We start from the raw sequence: 18,107 nt of genomic DNA, 5'->3' as shown, positions 1-18,107 counted from the left end.
AGCGCAGATGGTCCTGGTCATGGAGAGCGACGGCTCTCTGACCCCATCCCGGTCTCAGAGCAGTTTTGCCCGGAACTACAATGACGGCGTTGGTCAGGGATCGGCGTCCGATGGTTTGGCCATTTTCGGTGAGACTGAAGCAGCTTCCGAGCCTGACGCGCTGAGGTTTGCAGCGTTTGCCCAGCCAGCCCCCTTGCCCCGCGCAGACGTGCTCTCGGGCATAGAGGCAACAGCCCTGCGCTATGCCGGCCATCCCGGTTTGCGCCGCGCGGGACTGTCCGTCACGGATTGGCTGGCTCTCTACCGCGCCAATATCGAGGTGGAAAGCGCCTACAGACAGGATGCGATCTCACACGCGGGCGCCATTGGCCTTGGTCAGCTTATGCCCAACACCGCGCGCGACCTCGGCGTCGACCCGGGCGATCCACAACAGAACCTTGACGGTTCTGCTCGCTACCTCGCGATGATGCTGGAAAGCTTCGGCGATCCGCATCTGGCGCTTGCGGCCTACAACGCTGGGCCGGACGCCGTGCGCCAACACGGCGGCATTCCCCCTTACCGAGAAACCCAGAACCACGTGGCCCGCGTCATGGCCGTTGTGGCCCGATTGGAAGGATCAAATTCATGAGACAGATTTCAAACCTCTTTGTTGCCTCGCTGGTGCTATTCCTGCTGATTGCCGAACCCGCCCTTGCGCAAAGCATCGATCTCTCCCCGATCCAAAGCTTGTTGCAGGGCATTGTCGATGCGCTCACCGGACCCCTTGGCGTGGTCATCGCCACACTCGCGGTCCTCGGCGTTTTCTTGAGCTGGTTTTTCAACATCATCGACCTGCGCCAGGCGCTCTGGGTTCTCGTCGGGATCGCCGGTGTCGCGGCCGCCCCCACCATCGTTGCCGCGGTCTTTGCCGGTGGCTGAGCGCTCGCCTCTCTTCCTCGGCCTCGTGCGTCCGCCCAAGCTTCTGGGCCTGCCCATCATGTATGCGATGGTCTGGCTTTTCGGCTCGGTGCTTCTCTTCGTCTGGGTCCAGCACATCGCTGTGCTCGTTCTCGCCGCCCTTCTCTATCCGGTGCTGTGGAAGGCCGCAGATTGCGACCCGCGCTTCATAGATGTGATGATGACGGCCCTGCAGGAGACACCGCCCACGCGCAACAGGTCCATCCATGGCGGGGACAGCTATGCCCCGTGATGAACCCCGCAACGAGGCTCTCGACCTCCGCACGATGACGCCAGACTGGTATTCGCGCGAGACCCGACTTGCGCATATGCTGCCCTATGTGAGCCTCGTCGACGACCAGACCGTGCGGACCCGGGTCAACGAGCTCTTCCGCTGCATTCGGCTCGAGGGGATCAACAGCTACACGACCGACGATGCCTATCTCGACAAGGTGACGGCGCTTTTTGCCCGCATCGTCGCGCAGCTCGGGCCGGAATTCAGCTATTACGTCCACAAGGTCTCCAAGGCCATCAAACCTGATCTCGACCCGATCCGTGAGGACAGCTTCGCAGGCGAGGTTGACCGGCGCTGGCGCGCGAAACTCGAGACCAGCGGGCTCCGCGACAAAACACTGACGCTCACCGTCATTCACCGCCCGCCTCCGAAAAGCCTCCTGCCGTTCCTCAGCCGCAGCGCGCCGGACCGACTGAAGGAGGAGACCCGCAAACGCCTGCAGCGCTTGGGCGAGGCCGTGAACGTCTTCCTTTCGGGGCTTACCGAGCTCAAGCCGCGCCTGCTGTCAGCCGGATCGGGAGAGTTGGTGGGATTTTTGGGCGCGCTTAACACGGGCACCGAGCTGCCGCTCTACCCGGCCAACACCTACGGCTTTCTGTCCTTCAACGTCGCCAATACCCGCGTGACGATTTACGGCGACCATTTCGAGCTTTCCGAGGGCGTCGTGGGCCACCGCTACGGCAAGAGCTTCACCATCGGGGAATACTCGGAAGGCACCTCCTGCACCATGTTCGACATGCTGAACCTGCCGGTCGACATGATCGTGACGCACTCCTTCACGCCGATCAATTCGAACCTCATGGCGGGCCGCATCAAGCGGCAAAAGCGCCAGATGCAGGCCAGCCAGGACGCAGCCCTCTCGCTCCTGGAAGCCCTCGACATCGCCGCCGATGATCTCGAGGCCAAGCGCCAAAGCTTCGGCGAGCATCACATGGTGGTGACGCTCTTTTGCGACACGCTCGAAGAACTGCAAACCCTCAGCGCCGAGATCGTGAACGCCGCTGCGACCGAGGGCGTGAAGATGATTGGCGAGCGGGTCGCGGCCAAGGCGCATTACCTCAGCCAGCACCCCGGCAACCAGCCAAAGCGCGTCCGCGCCAGCGCCGTCACCAACCGCAACTTCGCGGATTTTGCGGCCTTCCACCGGACACAGCTCGGCAAACCTGCAGCACTTACCCCCTGGGGCCGGGTCGTCACCTATCTGCCCACGCCCGAGCAAAGCGCCTACCGGTTTTCCTATCACGAGCAGGGATCGCCCGACAAAGAACCGACCAGCGGCCATACCCTGATCATGGGGCGGCCCGGGTCGGGCAAATCGGTGCTGTCCGCCTTCCTGATGACCCAAGCCCGTCGAGCAGGGGCGCGGATCTTCGTCTTCGATTACCGTCTTGGCATGGAGATGGCGGTGCGCGCCAATGGCGGGCGCTACGCCTCCCTGAACGCCGGCCAGCCCACGGGTCTCAACCCGCTCTGGACCGAGACCGATGCGCGCGGCACCGCCTGGCTCTCGGATTGGCTCACAACCCTGCTCTACCGCGCCGACAAGCCCCTGACCCCGGCGCAGACCAACCGCATCCAGGAGGTCGTGCGCCAGAACGCGCAGGCCACCAATCCGGCCCTGCGGAACTGGCGGGATTTCGCATCGCTTTTTGTGTCCACCGATGATGGCGGCGATCTGCACCAGCGCCTGCTCGAGTGGACCGAAGACGGCCGCTATGGCTGGATCTTCGGCCAGAGCCTCGAAGACACGTTCTCGCTCAAGGGCGATGTGGTGGGCTTCGATCTGACCGGCATTCTCGACAGCGAGGCCGACAAGGAGCGGATGGCGGTCCTCTCCTATCTTTTCCGCCGGGTCGAACGCGAGATCGAGGATCGCCGCCCCACCATCATCGTGATCGACGAGGCTTGGAAGGCGCTCGACAACGCGTATTTCGCCGAACGGCTGTCGAACTGGCTGGTGACCGCGCGCAAGCAGAACACCGTCGCCGTGATGATGACGCAATACGCAAGCCAGCTCGAGCGCACCCGGACCGGCAAGACCATCGTCGAGGCCGTGCCGACACAGATCCTGCTGCCCAATATCCGCGCACAGCCTGCGGACTACGCCATGCTGAACCTCACGGAGAAGGAGCTCGACGTCCTTCTCAACACGGGCAGCAACAGCCGCTTGGCGCTCATCCGTGACGATCAGGGCTCGATCGTCGTCGATGCCGATCTGAGCGCTCTTGGGCCCAATCTCACCATCCTTGGCGGCATGGAAAAGGGCGAGGCGCTCGTCGGCGCCGATTATCGCGACCGCCCGGACTTCTGGAGGCTTTCATGATCCGTATTCTTATCGCTTTGGCTGCGCTCGGCGCGCTGGCTTCCTGCGCCCAGTACCAGGAACCGCAGGCGAACTGCTTCACATTCCTTGCGTCCACGGCACCCGTCGCGCCCGATTGTGACTTCACGCCCCTTGGCACCCCGGAGGGCGACATTGAAGTCTAGCCTGCCTCATATCCTGGCACTTTGCCTGCTGCCTGGTCTCGCCTTGTCTCAAGGTGTGCCGACCAATGACAATGGGCTGACCGCGCGTGACATCGTCGAGACCGGCGATCGCGAGGCTGACTTGGCCCTTCAGGCCGACAAGCTCGCCGTGCGCGAACTCATCGCGGAGATCGAGCGCGAACAGCTGGAAACCCTGCAACGCATCCTCGATGCCCAGACCAGCTTCGGCGGTCAGGGCTTGCCGGCTATGGTCTCGGGACTGGAAAGCGGCAGCGGCGATCCCGACCGCGCCGTGGAAGCCGTCTATGGCACGGGCGAGATCGACCCCAATCCCGGCGGTGCGCAGATGTTCGGGGATGCGGCAGAAAACATAGAGCAGCTCATCATCCGCGTGGCTCAGGAGACCAGCGGCTTTGCGGGTGTTGGCCGCGCAGGGCTCTCGCCTGTCCAGTGGCGCGCGTTGCTGCAAGCGCTGATCTGGCAGGAAAGCCGGTTTACGATTGGTGCACGGTCTCCCGTCGGCGCCTATGGCCTCACCCAGATCATGCCTGGCACGGCCAGCGATCTCGGCATCAACCCAGAATACTATGACAGCCCCTACCTGCAGGTGCATGGCGGCGCGCGCTATCTCGCGACCCAGCTCAACACATTCGATGGCAACATCATCAACGCCCTTGCGGCCTATAACGCCGGACCCGGCCGGGTTTTCGAGTATGGCGGCGTGCCACCCTTCCGCGAGACCCAGCACTACGTGTCGGTCATCCCTGAACGCTATAACCTCTATTTGACCCGTATCGGCGGGATCGATGCGCTTGGCACGATCGACCCCGCGCTTCTGGCCAATGCCAACCTCTCGCTCACCGGTCATGGGGCGGCCTTTTATGGCAGCAACTCACCAGCAGCGATCCGCCAAGCCGGCCTGCGCATCCGCGACATCGTCGAACGAATTTCCGAGACTGAAGACGTGCAGGAGAGCGTCGCACTCAACACCTATGCCCAAGCCGAACTCGTGCGCCTCGTCGCTGCACGCATCCGGCTTCAGGCGGCACGCACCCGCGTCCTTTCTGCCGAGGAGCTGGCCCAGGCCAGCGCCCGCATGGCCGAAGGCGCGTTCATGGATTTTACGATCAGGGTGATTGAATGATGGGACATCTGCTCTTGAGGACAGCTTTGGCCACGACACTTGGGATCGGTCTGCATCTTGGCGCCCTATCCCCTGCCCTCGCGCAAGGCGTGCCCGTCGTCGACACCCAGAACATCGCGCAAAACATCCAGCAGCTCCGGCAGATGATCGAGGACGAGATTCTGCAAAACGAGCAGCTGACGCAGCTCCGCGAACAGCTTGCCACGCTCACGGACCAACTCGCGGAGCTGCAAAGAACCTATGAAGCGCTCACCCGACTTGCCGAGCTTCCCGAAATCATCCGGACGGAAATGGAAGACGAGTTGAACGGTCTGCTCGACCAGGAGTTCGGGGACATCCTCGCCACGATTGAGGCGATCAAGACGGGGGATTTCTCGGGCCTCTCTGGCTCCGGCGCAGGCGAAATCGAAACCCAGATGGACCGGGTGCTGGCCGACCTCGGCTTTGACGAGGACACACTCTCGGAAATGGCCACCAGCGGCAATCCTGGGGCCAACCGCGTGGCGACGCAGGCCACCACCGGTGCGCTCGTCTCGGCGGCGGCCCAGAACAGCTATGACGATGCCGGCCAATCGCTCGAGCGGGTCGACCGCCTTGTCGGGCTCATCGACGACATGGACGAACTCAAGGAAAGTATCGACCTCAACACGCGCGTGACAGCGGAACTCGCCATTGCGCTGGTCGCCATGTGGCAGCTCGAAGCGATTCAAACCGTGGGCGACGGCACGGGCGGCGTGATCGATGCCGCCACCATCGCCGAAGAGCAGCGCTTCATGGATTTCACCTTGCCGGACCTGCGGGCAGACTAAGGCGTTTCGAAATTGATCCCCAAAAATAAATATCGGTTTTCGCGTTCGAGCGCAGCGAGAGGCAGCGAAGAACCGATTCAACTCATTTCGAAACGCCGAGCGGGGGCATGATTGGTGGCGACTGAACAAGAAATCATCGAGGAAGAACTGGTCTACGGTGCCCTGCGCCGCGAACGGCTCTGGCAACGCCTTGGCCTGATGGGTCTTGTCTTCGGTATCATCGGCTGTCTGAGTGCCGCGGCTGTCTCGATCCTCGATGTGGACCCGCCCCCCGTCGTTGTCCCCTATGATCCCGCCACCGGCTTTGCACTCCCCGAAGCCTCGGTGGGCACCTCCTCGGTGACCGCCAACCAGGCGATCATCGAGGCGGAGGTGTTCCGCTATGTGACCGACCGGGAGGTCTATAACCAGCTCGACAACGATCTGCGCATCCGCAGCGTCCTGCGCCACTCGGACGGGGCTGCCGAGAGCGGGCTCCGCCAGCTCTGGAACAGCGCCAACGAGAATTACCCGCCGACGGTCTATGGCCCCAATGCCCGGCTCGACGTGGAAATCCTCAGCATCAACCGGATCGGAACCAACCGCGCGACGGTCCGCCTGCGCAAGCGCCTGACGTCCATTAACGGCACCCAGACCGGCCTCTTCACTGCGATGCTTCTCTTCGAGTTCCGCCCGGAGACCCGCCGCTCCATAGACGAGGTCTGGACCAATCCGTTTGGGTTCACCGTGCTCGAATATGCCATCCGCTCCGACAGATTGGAGAACTGACGTTGTTGTTTATAAGATCGCTTATTTTTGTCATTGCCCTGTTGCCCGGCCTCGCCTCTGCCGAAGCCATCCCGCGTGGCGGTCCCAACGACAGCCGGGCGCGCTTGGCCACCTACCAGGAAGGCCAGGTCTACCGACTCAGCGTCTCGCTCACCCATGTCACCACCATCGAGTTTGGGATCGGTGAAAGCATCCGCTCGATTATCGCGGGCGACACGGAAGGGTTTGAGATCGATGGCGTGCCGGGGGGGCAGGCCTTCGCAATCAAGCCCGTCGCGCGCGGCGTCCATACCAATGTGACGGTCTACACGAACACGCGCAGCTACTATTTCAACGTCGAAGAGGTCCGAAGCCCGACCTTCTACGTCGTGCAGTTCCGCTATCCAGACGACGCTGCGCGCCCGACCCGGGCCATCGCGGCTCAAGCGCCGAACTACAATTACGGTGCCAGCGCACGGACCGCGTTTACGCCAACGCGCATCTGGGATGACGGGACGTTCACGTATTTCGCGTTTCCGCGGAACGCACCTGTGCCAGCGATCTTCCGCTACGCAGGCGGCCGTGAACGCACGGTCAACATGCAAACCCCTGAGGACGGCGTAATCCGCGTCACCGGGGTGAATCGCCAATGGGTCCTGCGACTGGGCGAAGAGGTGGTCTGCATCGAGGCAACACCGCCCGCGGAGGTGGCCTCATGACCGATACGGAGAACACTGAGCTGGAAAAGCGCCTCGCCGCCCTTGAGAAAGGCAGTGCCCGCGCCCCCACGGCGGCACAGCGCCGGTCGCCCCTTCTCGCGCTGATCGTGGTTCTCGTCATCGGCGCGGGTGGTGCCCTGCTTTATCTCCTCTCACAGCCCGACGAAGAGGAAGCCTTGCCGACGGCCACCCCGGACGTCTTCCAAAACGAGGGGGACGGCTTTGGCACCATCGAGACCTTGCCCCCGCCCGAGCCCGAGGTGGTGTTCGTCGCACCCGATCCGGTCGAGCCCAATGCCGAGCTTCTGGCGCAGATCACCGCCCTGCAGGCCCAGATCGAAGAATTGCGCAACGCTCCCGAACCGGTCGTCGAGGAAGACACGGCCGCCGCAGAGGCGATCGACGCGCTGACCGCTCAGATCGCTGCGCTGCAAGCTGCATCGGAAGCCGCACAGCAGCGCTTCCAAGATGAACTGACGGCGCGGGATCGCAGCCTCGAGCAATTGCGCATGGATCTGGAGCTGGTCCAACTCGAAGCCAATCGCCCGCAACCCGCCCCAGCCGGGCCCTCGGAAGACGAGCTGCGCGCACGCGAGCAAGAGCGACTGCGCCGCGAGGAAGAAGCCCGGCGCATGGCCGAGCTGGAGCGCCGCGCCGCGGAGGAACGCGCCTTTCAGGAGCGGCGCATCGCCTCACCGACCATCGCCTTTGGTGGCACGTCCGGAGCGAATGAAACGGCTTTGACCGAACGCACCTTCGGCGAGGTGACGGATTTCGTGCTGAACGGTGCGTTGCCCTCCACCGTGACGCAGGCCGAGGTGATCGCCAATCCCTCCAACACCATCGTGCAGGGCACCATGATCCAGGCCGTCATGGAAACTGCCCTCGACAGCTCCCTGCCCGGCCAGACCCGTGCCGTGGTCTCGGAAGATGTCTACAGCGTCGATGGTGCGCGCCTCCTGATCCCCCGCGGCTCCCGTCTGATCGGACGCTACCGCGCCGGTGTCGATATCGCGCAGCGCCGCGTCACCATCGCTTGGGACCGGATCATCCTGCCCGCGGGCCAGACCGTCCAGATCAGCTCTTTCGGGGGCGATGAACTGGGTCGCTCCGGTGTCACCGGTTTCGTGGACACGCGCTTTGCCGAGCGTTTCGGGTCGGCCGCCCTGATCTCGCTGATCTCCGCAGCACCCAGTGCCGCCGCCTCCGAGGTCCAGGATGAGACTGCCGCCGACGCTCTCGAAGACGTTGGCGATGATCTGGCAGATGCCACGGACAGCGTCATAGGCGATTACCTCTCCATCGGCCCCGTCATATATGTCGACCAGGGCGCCCGCGTTACTGTCATGGTCGACCGCGATCTGGAGATATTCTGAGCCCATGTCGCTGAGCTATCTCGAAACCTCGCTCGACCGGATCGACGCCGCCGCCCGCGACGATGTCATCGAGATCTGCATCAACCCCGACGGGACCTGTTGGGGCGAATTCCAGGGCGATCACTTCATGCGCGCGCTGGATCAAAGGCTGACCGGCGTTCAGGTCAGGGACCTCGGCAACCAGATCGCCTCCTCGGCCAATACCACGATGAGCAAGGACCACCCCATCGTCTCGGTCTCGATCACCTATAAGGGGCGCCCGATCCGCGCACAGGTTATCACCCCGCCTGCCGTTCTAAACGCCATGTCCATCAGCCTGCGGTTTTTCTCGAGCCTGCCGCTTGAGGGGATCTCGCTCGATTTCCTCTACGGAAAAGAGCGCAAGCTCGAAGACCTGCGCGTCGAAAAAAAGCGCGTCTTGCGCGCCGTGGTGGCCGCGGGTTTGATCGATGATGCGCTCGCCTTCTGCGTCGAGAACAAACTCAACATGATCGTCTCGGGCGGCACCTCCACCGGCAAGACCGTGGCCGCGCGTAAGATCCTCTCTCATGTACCGGCCGAGGAACGCATCGTGACCATCGAAGAAGCCGCCGAGCTTTTGCCGACCCAGCCAAATGCCGTGACCCTCATCGCCAATCGCGACGCAGAATTCCAGACCGCCGATGTGCTTCTCACCGCCACGCTGCGCATGCGCCCCGACCGGATCATCCTGGGCGAGGTGCGCGGCAAGGAGGCGATGACCTTTCTGGAAGCAATCAACACCGGCCATGGCGGGTCCATGACCACGCTGCATGCCGAAACCCCGCAACTCGCCGTGCAGCGGCTCGCGATCGCGGCGCTCAAGACCGAGATCCCGATGACCTATACCGACATGATCCAGTACATCGAGAACTCCATCGATGTGATCATTCAGGCCGGTCGCCATGACGGCAAACGCGGCATCACCGAATTCTACCTCCCCGGCGCAACTGAGATTGGAACTTCCCCATGAAAACCTTTGAATATGACATCCTGTTCTTTCCGGTGAAGAAGCAAAAGGACTACGACGAGGTGCGACGTGCTTTGAATGAGCGCGGCGCGGAAGGGTGGGAGGTTATCACCGCCGAAGCCGGCGACTACGGCTACACCACTTTCTTGAAGCGTGAGACTGGTACAATGAAGGCGGCATCGGAATGACACGGGCTATTGCAGTCGCTGGCCTGCTCTTGATCTTTGGCACAACTGCTGGCGTAGCCGAGCGGAACCTGATCCCGACGCTCGACAACCACCCAAATGTTTGCCCAGACCAGCCACCTGAGCCGAAGTGGATGCAGAACATCAATGTGCGCGAATCCTATAAGCGCCTTTTGATCCAACAGATATATCGGGCTCAAAGCATGGAGCGCGTCGTAGACTCGCAAAACTGCGACTGTCCCACACGGTATCCAACTTGGGAGGACGCCGTACGCTTCTACACAGAGCGCTATGCTTCATCTAAATACTGGGACGTTGTAGAAGCGACGTCCGAATACCGACGACAGGCAAATGAACTGCGCCGCGCCGCCATGCCAATCTGCGTAGCAGCTGGCAACTGGTAGCAATCCATGAGTGTCGTCACCTACTTCGTGGAAACGTCCGAAGGGTATCTAGATACCGCTGCCGAAACTCAGTTTGGTGCGGTCGCAGCAACGGTCGGCACGTTGCTGGTTCTGGGCACAACACTGGTTGTCATTCTGGTCTTCATCAACATGATCTACCAGTATCGCGCCATGGACGGCCGAACTGCCTTTTGGCTGGCCGTGAAGGTCGGACTTATAGGGGTCTTCGCGGCCAACTGGGTCCAGTTCAATGCGCTTGCCTCAGCAATACTGAACGGAATTGACAGCATTGCCGGGGCACTTGTGGCTTCTGTCGGCGGCGGATCACCTGGTCCGTCCGGTACCTTTGCAGAGGAATTTGACGAACTGATTGCAGCGCTCGGGGACTATCTGAATGCTGCGGGATCTGAGCTGAACTGGATGGCGGGTGCCTTGCTTGACACACTTGGGGTTCTGCTGCTCTCGATTCTTGGCGGGTTGGCGGCGTTCATTGTTGTGGCGTCCCGGCTCATGATCGCTCTGCTAATTGGCATTGCGCCAGTGATGATCTTCTTGACCCTGTTCGAGGTGACCAAGGATTATTTCGCGCGCTGGTTATCCGCGCTCATTTCATTCGCGATGTATCCGATCGTCGTCGCCGGAGTGTTCGCGACGATCACGGGGGTCTCTCGGGCGCTTCTTGCCGAGCTTGGCGACCCGGAGGGAGCCTCGAACATAGGGGCCCTTATCCCATTTTTCATGATGGTGCTGATGGCAAAGGGTTTCATCATAGCAACGCCTTTCTTGGTTCGGGCGATTTCCGGAAACATCATGATGCCAGCACTCTCAGCCGGGTTCGGGGGAAGCTATGCCTTCGCCAGAGGGCTTGCAGGTAGCCAACAAGTTTACAATCGCTATGCCATCGGTGGCGCAACTGGGGCTGAATACGCAGCCCTTCGAGCGCGACAATTCTTCGGCGTGCAAGCCTTGCCGAGCCGGCCAAATACTGCTGGAGGGCCAACTGCGGCTCGTCCGGGTGACGCAACCGGAACAGGCGCCCGAATGCTGGCACAGCTTTCGAGACTTGGTAGGTTGGGCAGGCGGTGACAGCCAGGTGCCAAAAACTTGCCAAAACTGCAAAGGTTTCGCCGCGGGTTTTTGTCATTGCTAAACGGTTGATCCCTCGCGACACAAGGCACGTGGCCAAACACGACCGTTTCTGCCACAGGCGGAATCGACAATTTTAGCACCGTGCCACGGCCCTGCGCATCGCCCGATTGCCAACTGGCTCAGGCTCTTCGCCGGGGTGTTGCCCTTCACCTTTCCAGTCGTCTGACCAAAGCCAATCTTCGAAATAATAGAGCCAAAGGTAAGTCCACGGAATGATGGTTTGGTCGATCCGCTTCCGCGCGTCCCATTCCCTGGCACCTGGAAGATAAAGACAAAGGCGCAGCGGATCTCTGTAGACGTGAGGCAAAGGACGCCCTGCCGCCAGCAACTCCAGATCCGGGTCGTCTATCTGAACACCGGGCGTTTGACCCGGCTAAAGCGTGATAGTGGCAAGGTAGGAGCGCGCCAAGGCGGTCGGTTGTATAGGCTCTTGCCATGTCAATTTGTTTGCGCGGACCTGCCCCACACCACTGATAGCCGGGCTTGCCTTCAGGAACAGCAGCTGCTGCGACAGGGTCAGGTCGTATTGCCCGCCTCGTCCTATCATCAATCACCGAAGAACGTATTTGTGGGCACGGTCGTTGATGCTGCGACCTTCGATGTCGTCAGCCCGACCACAGGTGCGACAGAAAGCAGACCCGATTTGCGACCATCCGACACCGCATTGACGCGGTTGCCGAGAACCCGTCCGGTGACACCGGAACCGAACGAACGCTCCATGTTCAATGACACACGGTCCTGACCAACAGCATCGCGAAGGACTTCAAAGTCGGACAGAGTTTGTGCGTGCCACGCATAGAATGCTGGTGCCCGGCGTTCATCCTTGTTCCAATTGTCGGCGAAGTTTTCCCCGTTGGTTGTCTCGTTCAGGATGGCATAGCCCCGCCGTCCGTCCAGAATGGGGCGGTCGATGAAGTGCGGCATCATCCGGATCGTTTCGACCAACAGATCCATTTCGTCATGGAAGACGTGGTTGCGCACGCAATAGGCATAGGTCTGCATCGCAAGGGTGGTAATGATAACGGAAATCGGGGCCACGTCTTGCGTGTTGTTCTGATAAAAAACGTCGCGGTGCCGTTTGAGCAATTGCACGATGCGGCGCAGGATGCCTTTCACTGCTTCTCGGACGGGGAACGGCTCCACCGTCGCCTCGTCCCGCTGCATGGCGATAAACTTGCCCACAAAGGTAGGCCGGAGTGCGGCGCGCTCATCGAACAGGGTCTTGTAGGCCCGCGGGTTTGTCGGATGCCATTCCTTCAGAGCCCGGTCGGGCACCAATTCGCCCCGGTTGCCGCAGACCGGGTTTGCTATCGTCGGGGATAGTTCGAGGTGGAAGTCCCCCGCATAGTTGAAACGCCAACAACGCTTTTTTTCTTCGAGAATGCGCACATAGGTGGCGTGTTCCTTGAGCCGGTTTCCAACCGCCGCCTTCAGGGTCGCTGGTGAGATGCCGGACGCGATACCTGCACAAAAGCAGATCAGATCGACATCGAATTCCCGCCGCCCGATTGGCTTCACGGCCGTTCCAAGCGCACTGGACCCTTGGAGATAGACCAGAACACTGACGAGTAGGGGATCAGTTGAACCGGACAGCCAATCTCCGACGGCACCATAGCTCTGGCGCGCACGATCAAACTGGGTTTCGGTGAGGTCCAGATCCTCGCCTATCTCGTCCAGGATGGTGAATATCTGCGTGCGCCGCCGAATATCACTGTCGGTCAGCGGCTGTCGCAACATCTGATTCATGCCGCTTTCTCCTTGAGTTGATAGACCGGCACGAAGGTATCGGCAGGCTGGGTGAAAAAGATCGGGGTCAGGTGGGGCTTTGCTTTTCGGGCTTCTGACATACCGAGGCCCTTGAGGCGGCCGATCTTCGTGGTGTCATCCAAGGTAAAAAACCCGCTCGGGACAGACGGCGAAATGCGGTAGATGCGATCCCCATCGTAAGGATGTCCCGTCAGAAGTTTTGCCATGCAGAGGGCGCCATGTGATTGCCCATCCGCGTAAAGGTTGAGGACTTTGAGGCCGAGTCCGGCAAACCCTGGACTTTCGGGCAGCATGTAGACTTCGTCCAGACACCCCAGGCTCAGAATGCGCAGGTCTGACGGATGCCACCCCAGAAGAGTGATGGCTTCGACGACAGCAATGGCTGTGGGATTGTTGGCCCATGTCCCGCCATCGGTCAGGCCAATATCATCAGCAGTGCGATGTCGCTTGAAATACGTAGGTGCCGCTGCCGTAGCCAGGGCGGCATCAAGCGCAGTCTTGCGATAATCGGTTTGCAGGCGTGTGTGATGCGCGGTCTTGTAGATATAAGGGCTGCGGAGATCGGCATCCCACGCCGGGATCACCAACCGGGTCTGTGATTGCCCGATCAGATCGTTGTTGAGAACGGCCTTGAGTTCACGGGCAAGAATTGCCGCATCGTGCTTTGGACCGACTACGTGCCGACCTGTGGCGGTGAGGGTGCGCCATGCCTGCCGTATCCTCCCCAGCGGTTCATCATCCGCATTGTCCTGACCGAAGATGACAGGCCCGCGACGCTCGTAAAGCTCGAGCAGTTCCTTTGCCGTGCGGCCGAGGCCAAGGCCGAGTGCGATGATGCCACCCGTCGATGTGCCTGCGATGAGATCGAAATAGCGCCCAATGGGCTGGCCCAGATCTTCCTCGAGCCCCGCGAGGAATGCAGCGGGCATCGTGCCCTTAATCCCGCCCCCGTCGATGGAGAGGATGCGACGTATCTGCCTGTTGTTCCCACCGTTGCTCATCCTAACATCCATTCCGCTTATGCCCTTCAGCCTTTCGGCGGATACGGGTCCTTGCCATAGGTGTTGCGCTCGCGGATGCGACCGTTCTCGCCGTGGATCAGCATCTCGCTGCCCTGACGAATGGCGGATTCCCGCGCGGCCGTGATGGCCTCGCGCTGCGTGCCGTGGACGGAAGACGCGCGGGAGTTACCCGCCCCCTTCACTGCCCAACCGCTTTCATGCGGCACAACATGCTAATTTTTCTTAGACATTTCAAGCCTCACGTGTCGATTTCGGTTGACGATGCGACAACCTTGTGTTAAAATGTATATAAAGAAATGGCGTTTATCAACCACAACAATAACCGCCGGGAGAGGATCATGTTCGGACAAAGACTCAGGCTTGCCCGCAAGCGGGCGGGTCTATCCATGCAAGCGCTCGCGGAGCGCGTAACCCCAAGCGTGTCAGCGCAGGCCATCAGCAAATACGAGGCGGACAAGATGATGCCGTCCTCGTCGGTGCTGGTCGGCCTCGGCAAGGCGCTCGGCGTGTCACTGGACTTCCTGCTCGGCGGTCAGGTCGAAGCTCTGGAAAGCGTCGAGTGGCGAAAGAACTCGACCGCCTCGGCGCAGGATCGCGCGATGGCGGAATCCATCGTCATCGAGAAGCTCGAAGACTATCTCGCCATCGAGGACATCCTCGATATGCACCCCGCTGAAGACCCCTTCGCCGCGCTGCGCGTGGACATGGTGGCCGATGAAGAGGCCATCGACGCCAAGGCGCGGGACGTGCGGCGCGAGTGGCAGCTTGGGATCGACCCGATCCCGAGTATGACCGCCCTGCTCGAAGACAAGGGACTCAAGGTCATCGAGGCCGATCTCCCGGAACGCATCAACGGGCTGGCCTGTCATGTCGAACGGGCGGAGGGCGCACCGACTGAGGTGATCATCGTCTCGCGGCACACCAATGTCGAACGCAAGCGCTTCAACCTCGCCCACGAACTCGCGCACCGGATCATCACCGAAACCGGCAATGCCGCACTGAAAAAGGAGCCCTCGATGCACCGCTTCGCGGGGGCGTTCCTCATTCCGCGTGAGCATCTGGAAGAGGAAGCTGGCCGAAACCGTCACGGCATGACCTGGATAGAGATCATGCGGCTCAAGCGCACCTATGGCGTCTCCGCCGCCGCGATGCTCGTGCGGCTCGGCCAGGTGGGCATCCTGTCGAAGAGCGCTGTGGAATATGCGTTCAAGACCTATGCGCGAAGCTGGCGGCGCGAGGAGCCGGAGCCTATCGGTCCAGGCGAGGGCTTTGCGGCCTTCGAGAAGCCGCAGCGCTTCGAGCGCCTCGTCTGGCGCGCGCTCGGCGAGGAGATGATTTCCCCCGTGCGGGCGGCGCAGATGCTCGGGCTCCCCTTGAGCGTTGTCGAACGCGACATCAGGGGGCCTCGTGACCAGTGACCTGTGTTGTCGTCAATGATGCGTCCTGTCTGATCGACTTGAAGAAGGGAGAGTTGCTGCACGTCCTGCTGCGGCTGCCCTATCGCTTCATCGTGCCCCTGCCCATCCGTGAGGAGGAGCTGCTCGATTTCACGGCGCAGGAATGGCGGATGCTCGAAGACGGCGGCCTCGCCACCTACGATCTGCCGGGGGAAGAAGTCGCGCGGGTTTTCGCTCTAAAGCGGGAACATAGCCGCCTGTCGGCCAATGATTGCTTCGCCCTCGTGACGACAACCTGCCAAGAAAACGGCATCCTCCTAACCGGCGACAACCTTCTACGCAAGGTCGCCACCGCTCGCGCGGTGCGCGTTCATGGCGTCCTCTGGATCATCGACGAGCTGCACGCCGCCGAAGCCTGCGATGTCGGGCTTCTTGTCTCCGCCCTGCAAATCTGGCGGGCGGATGAGGCGGTCTTCCTACCCCCCGCCGAGATCGACAAGCGGCTGCGCCGTCTCGGGGCATAATCTGAACAAGGTGGAGATGGCTGGACCCTGCCCACGACGTTCCGAGCGAAAGATCGAACGGTCATGCAAACCAGCCCCTTTTTTCGGCGTCAAAAAGCATCGTTTGTGACATTCAGCGTTACGGAAGCTACGCGCAGGTCGCCATGCCCGCCACCCTATCGCGCAACCAGCCTTTCACCATCCTCCTCTCGCAGCATCGCTTCCATGTCCTCCAAGCCATCGACTGCAGAACGCATCTGCGCCTCATCAGCTACGCTCGCTGCCTCTGCATCGGCGACCTGGCTTCCAAAATCCATCTCCATCTGGCGCTGTTCCTCGGCGATAACGGTTTGAACGACAGGCGCGGTCTTTTTTGGAGCGACGTCGGTTTGCTTTGACGTTTGGCTGCCAGCATCTTGGTGTGCGGTCTCCACAACGGCGTCAGACCCACCTGGTCCGTTCGAAGGCGGAGTCATCGGCATGGCGCGCACGCTCAACGGGAGATTGCCCTGCGATCCCCCTCCCCCCGGCTTCGGAAACGGCAACTCGCCCGTCTGTGCCGCGTGGATCGCCTTGAACAGCCGATCATCAAAATACTGGATCCGCTTTGCCCGGACCGGCATCTGGGCATCGATCACCATGACAATCTCGTCGAGGGGCAGACGGCGCGCTTCGTCTTCAGGCAACAACGAGCTCTCTTCAGTCCGGGTCGATTGGCTGCGGCCCTCGAAGGGGTTCTTGCCGATGGACTGGGACCGCGTGATGACGGTCTTTGTGGTCTTTCCGACAGCCTTGCTGAGCTCCTCGACCGTTTTCTCATCCGAGGGCGTCAGGTAGAGCTTCACGCCGGCATTGCCCTGCAGGGCGCGCCGGGTATTCTCGCCATAGATTTCATCGAGGGCGGGAATGGTTTGGGTGACCACAGCGAGGTGACCACGATAGGTCCGCAGCGTCTCGATGCTCTCGACCACGATCGGCATTTTTCCGAGGCGATTGAACTCGTCGAGCATGATCATTACGGGCCAGGGCTCATCCGGCCCCGGGTCCTTTTCCTGCATGGCGGAGAGGAGATCGGAGAAAAACAGCCGGATCAGCGGTGCGAGTGGCTTTACCATCAGCGGCTGGACCACGAGATAGACCGAAAAGGGCTTCTTGCGGATCGTCCGGAAATCAAAGTCCGAGACCGCCGTCGCCTCGTCGATGGCCGGGTTCTGCCATTGATCGAGCCCCGAGGTCATCAGGAGCGAGACGTATGAGGTCAGCGTGTCGTTGTTGGTTGAGGCCAGCCGGGTGAAGATCAGCTTGGCGGCCCTGTTGTCGACCTCATGGCCCCGCGCGAAGTATTCCTTCTGCTTGTTCCCTCCGGAGGCCGCGATGCGATAGATCTCGCCCAAGGTGGGGCGCTTGCGCTGGAACGCCAGCAGACCTGCCGCCACGAAGAGATCGATCCCGCCTTTGAGCAGGCCCTGCACCCGGTCATTGTCGCTTTGCAGGAAGAGCGTCGCCAGAAGCTGTAATTCCATCTGTTGGCGCGCGGGATCTTTCAGCTCGAAGATACGCAGGAGCGGGTTGTAGCGATGCGTGCGCTTGCCCTCCCAATCGGTGGGGGCAAAGCGATAGACCTTGTCGCCTTGAGCTGCGCGGTGCCGGGCCGTGGCCTCGAAACACTCGCCCTTCACATCGAGCGTCACGGCGGAGCCTTTCCAGGTCAACAGGTTCGGAATGACGAAGCCCGTGGTCTTGCCGCGGCCCGTGGGCGCCACGATCAGCGCATGGGGGAAGACCTTGGAGCAGATGTAGCTGGCGCGGGAGCCCGGCGGCCCCAGCTTGCCGAGGATGAACCCGGTGCCGGGCGCCCCGAAGAACCCATTGGCCTTCATCTCGCGCGCGCTCTGCCAATGGGTCTGGCCAAAGCGTGTCAGGGCGGACCCCGAGAGGGCGAGGCTCAGCATGAGGCCGGCGGCGGCGAAGCTGCCGATGATCAGGTGAATAAGTTGGGCGTCCTCCGGGCGGCGATCGAGGATCGCCATGTAGTTCTGCGCGATATAGGCAAAGTCGATCTCGGCCCCGAAGCCGAGATCCTGGTAGGTCAGCACCGCCGAGGCGAAGGTATAGCCCATGGCGGCGGTCACCAGCGTCACCAGCAAGACCCCTGTTGCGATCCGCGCTTTTCCCGTGG

Annotated in this window: 19 protein-coding genes; 15 read left to right on the top strand and 4 right to left on the bottom strand. The window is 61.5% G+C overall.

What is annotated here, in order from left to right:
• Nucleotides 1-7: 7 nt before the first annotated feature.
• The 13 genes from GLR48_RS22855 (at nucleotide 8) to GLR48_RS22795 (ending at nucleotide 11,176) form a co-directional block, all read left to right on the top strand.
• A complete protein-coding gene (locus GLR48_RS22855; protein ID WP_237066105.1) occupies nucleotides 8-628 on the top strand; it encodes a lytic transglycosylase domain-containing protein in 621 nt (206 codons plus the stop codon).
• Nucleotides 625-918: a TrbC/VirB2 family protein gene (locus tag GLR48_RS22850; RefSeq protein WP_237066103.1), complete on the top strand. Its 294-nt coding sequence runs from the start codon at nucleotides 625-627 to the stop codon at nucleotides 916-918. Before GLR48_RS22855 ends, GLR48_RS22850 begins: the two co-directional genes overlap by 4 nt.
• Entirely contained in the window at nucleotides 911-1,189 is a 279-nt protein-coding gene (locus tag GLR48_RS22845) for a type IV secretion system protein VirB3 (protein WP_237066101.1), read from the top strand. Before GLR48_RS22850 ends, GLR48_RS22845 begins: the two co-directional genes overlap by 8 nt.
• Nucleotides 1,179-3,554, top strand: coding sequence for a type IV secretion system DNA-binding domain-containing protein (locus tag GLR48_RS22840; protein WP_237066099.1), 2,376 nt, complete (start codon nucleotides 1,179-1,181; stop codon nucleotides 3,552-3,554). The genes GLR48_RS22845 and GLR48_RS22840 overlap by 11 nt, the downstream gene beginning before the upstream one ends.
• Nucleotides 3,551-3,718 (top strand): hypothetical protein, encoded by a 168-nt coding sequence (locus tag GLR48_RS22835; protein WP_231036290.1) that lies wholly within the window; start codon nucleotides 3,551-3,553, stop codon nucleotides 3,716-3,718. The genes GLR48_RS22840 and GLR48_RS22835 overlap by 4 nt, the downstream gene beginning before the upstream one ends.
• Nucleotides 3,708-4,862 (top strand): lytic transglycosylase domain-containing protein, encoded by a 1,155-nt coding sequence (locus GLR48_RS22830; protein WP_237066084.1) that lies wholly within the window; start codon nucleotides 3,708-3,710, stop codon nucleotides 4,860-4,862. The genes GLR48_RS22835 and GLR48_RS22830 overlap by 11 nt, the downstream gene beginning before the upstream one ends.
• A complete protein-coding gene (locus GLR48_RS22825; RefSeq protein WP_237066283.1) occupies nucleotides 4,862-5,671 on the top strand; it encodes a type IV secretion system protein in 810 nt (269 codons plus the stop codon). The genes GLR48_RS22830 and GLR48_RS22825 overlap by 1 nt, the downstream gene beginning before the upstream one ends.
• 114 nt (nucleotides 5,672-5,785) lie before the next feature.
• The gene (locus GLR48_RS22820; RefSeq protein WP_237066082.1) at nucleotides 5,786-6,439 is read left to right on the top strand and encodes a virB8 family protein; all 654 of its coding nucleotides are present in this window, start codon (nucleotides 5,786-5,788) and stop codon (nucleotides 6,437-6,439) included.
• Between the two features lie 2 nt (nucleotides 6,440-6,441).
• Nucleotides 6,442-7,137, top strand: a complete 696-nt coding sequence (locus tag GLR48_RS22815) for a TrbG/VirB9 family P-type conjugative transfer protein (RefSeq protein WP_237066080.1) — start codon at nucleotides 6,442-6,444, stop codon at nucleotides 7,135-7,137.
• Entirely contained in the window at nucleotides 7,134-8,513 is a 1,380-nt protein-coding gene (locus GLR48_RS22810) for a TrbI/VirB10 family protein (protein WP_237066065.1), read from the top strand. The genes GLR48_RS22815 and GLR48_RS22810 overlap by 4 nt, the downstream gene beginning before the upstream one ends.
• 4 nt (nucleotides 8,514-8,517) lie before the next feature.
• A complete protein-coding gene (locus tag GLR48_RS22805) occupies nucleotides 8,518-9,504 on the top strand; it encodes an ATPase, T2SS/T4P/T4SS family (RefSeq protein WP_237066063.1) in 987 nt (328 codons plus the stop codon).
• Nucleotides 9,501-9,689 carry a hypothetical protein gene (locus tag GLR48_RS22800; RefSeq protein ID WP_009820227.1) on the top strand — a complete coding sequence of 63 codons (189 nt, stop codon included), beginning with the start codon at nucleotides 9,501-9,503 and terminating at the stop codon, nucleotides 9,687-9,689. Before GLR48_RS22805 ends, GLR48_RS22800 begins: the two co-directional genes overlap by 4 nt.
• Before the next feature lie 407 nt (nucleotides 9,690-10,096).
• Nucleotides 10,097-11,176, top strand: coding sequence for a type IV secretion system protein (locus GLR48_RS22795; protein ID WP_009815563.1), 1,080 nt, complete (start codon nucleotides 10,097-10,099; stop codon nucleotides 11,174-11,176).
• Nucleotides 11,177-11,785: 609 nt separating this feature from the next.
• Here GLR48_RS22795 and GLR48_RS22790 read toward each other — a convergent pair.
• The 3 genes from GLR48_RS22790 to GLR48_RS22780 are packed head-to-tail and all read right to left on the bottom strand — an operon-like array spanning nucleotide 11,786 to nucleotide 14,234.
• Nucleotides 11,786-12,985 carry a nucleotidyltransferase domain-containing protein gene (locus GLR48_RS22790; RefSeq protein ID WP_237066048.1) on the bottom strand — a complete coding sequence of 400 codons (1,200 nt, stop codon included), beginning with the start codon at nucleotides 12,983-12,985 and terminating at the stop codon, nucleotides 11,786-11,788.
• The gene (locus tag GLR48_RS22785) at nucleotides 12,982-14,007 is read right to left on the bottom strand and encodes a CBASS cGAMP-activated phospholipase (RefSeq protein ID WP_237066038.1); all 1,026 of its coding nucleotides are present in this window, start codon (nucleotides 14,005-14,007) and stop codon (nucleotides 12,982-12,984) included. The genes GLR48_RS22790 and GLR48_RS22785 overlap by 4 nt, the downstream gene beginning before the upstream one ends.
• Before the next feature lie 26 nt (nucleotides 14,008-14,033).
• The gene (locus tag GLR48_RS22780; protein WP_237066036.1) at nucleotides 14,034-14,234 is read right to left on the bottom strand and encodes a DUF2188 domain-containing protein; all 201 of its coding nucleotides are present in this window, start codon (nucleotides 14,232-14,234) and stop codon (nucleotides 14,034-14,036) included.
• Nucleotides 14,235-14,324: 90 nt separating this feature from the next.
• Between GLR48_RS22780 and GLR48_RS22775 the strand changes: the two genes are divergently transcribed.
• Together GLR48_RS22775 and GLR48_RS22770 are read left to right on the top strand one after the other, a co-directional pair.
• On the top strand, nucleotides 14,325-15,446 hold the full coding sequence (locus GLR48_RS22775; RefSeq protein ID WP_237066034.1) for an XRE family transcriptional regulator: 1,122 nt from the start codon (nucleotides 14,325-14,327) through the stop codon (nucleotides 15,444-15,446).
• Nucleotides 15,447-15,499: 53 nt separating this feature from the next.
• Nucleotides 15,500-15,949: a type II toxin-antitoxin system VapC family toxin gene (locus GLR48_RS22770; protein WP_224769642.1), complete on the top strand. Its 450-nt coding sequence runs from the start codon at nucleotides 15,500-15,502 to the stop codon at nucleotides 15,947-15,949.
• 155 nt (nucleotides 15,950-16,104) lie between these two features.
• Here the strand turns inward: GLR48_RS22770 and GLR48_RS22765 are convergent, their stop codons facing one another.
• Nucleotides 16,105-18,048, bottom strand: coding sequence for a type IV secretory system conjugative DNA transfer family protein (locus GLR48_RS22765; protein WP_237066281.1), 1,944 nt, complete (start codon nucleotides 18,046-18,048; stop codon nucleotides 16,105-16,107).
• Nucleotides 18,049-18,107: the final 59 nt, after the last annotated feature.

The sequence above is a fragment of the Loktanella sp. M215 genome, assembly GCF_021735925.1.
Taxonomy (GTDB): domain Bacteria; phylum Pseudomonadota; class Alphaproteobacteria; order Rhodobacterales; family Rhodobacteraceae; genus Loktanella.
The sequence above is the reverse complement of the archived record's forward strand: the minus strand, read 5'-3'. Positions and strand labels throughout refer to the sequence as shown.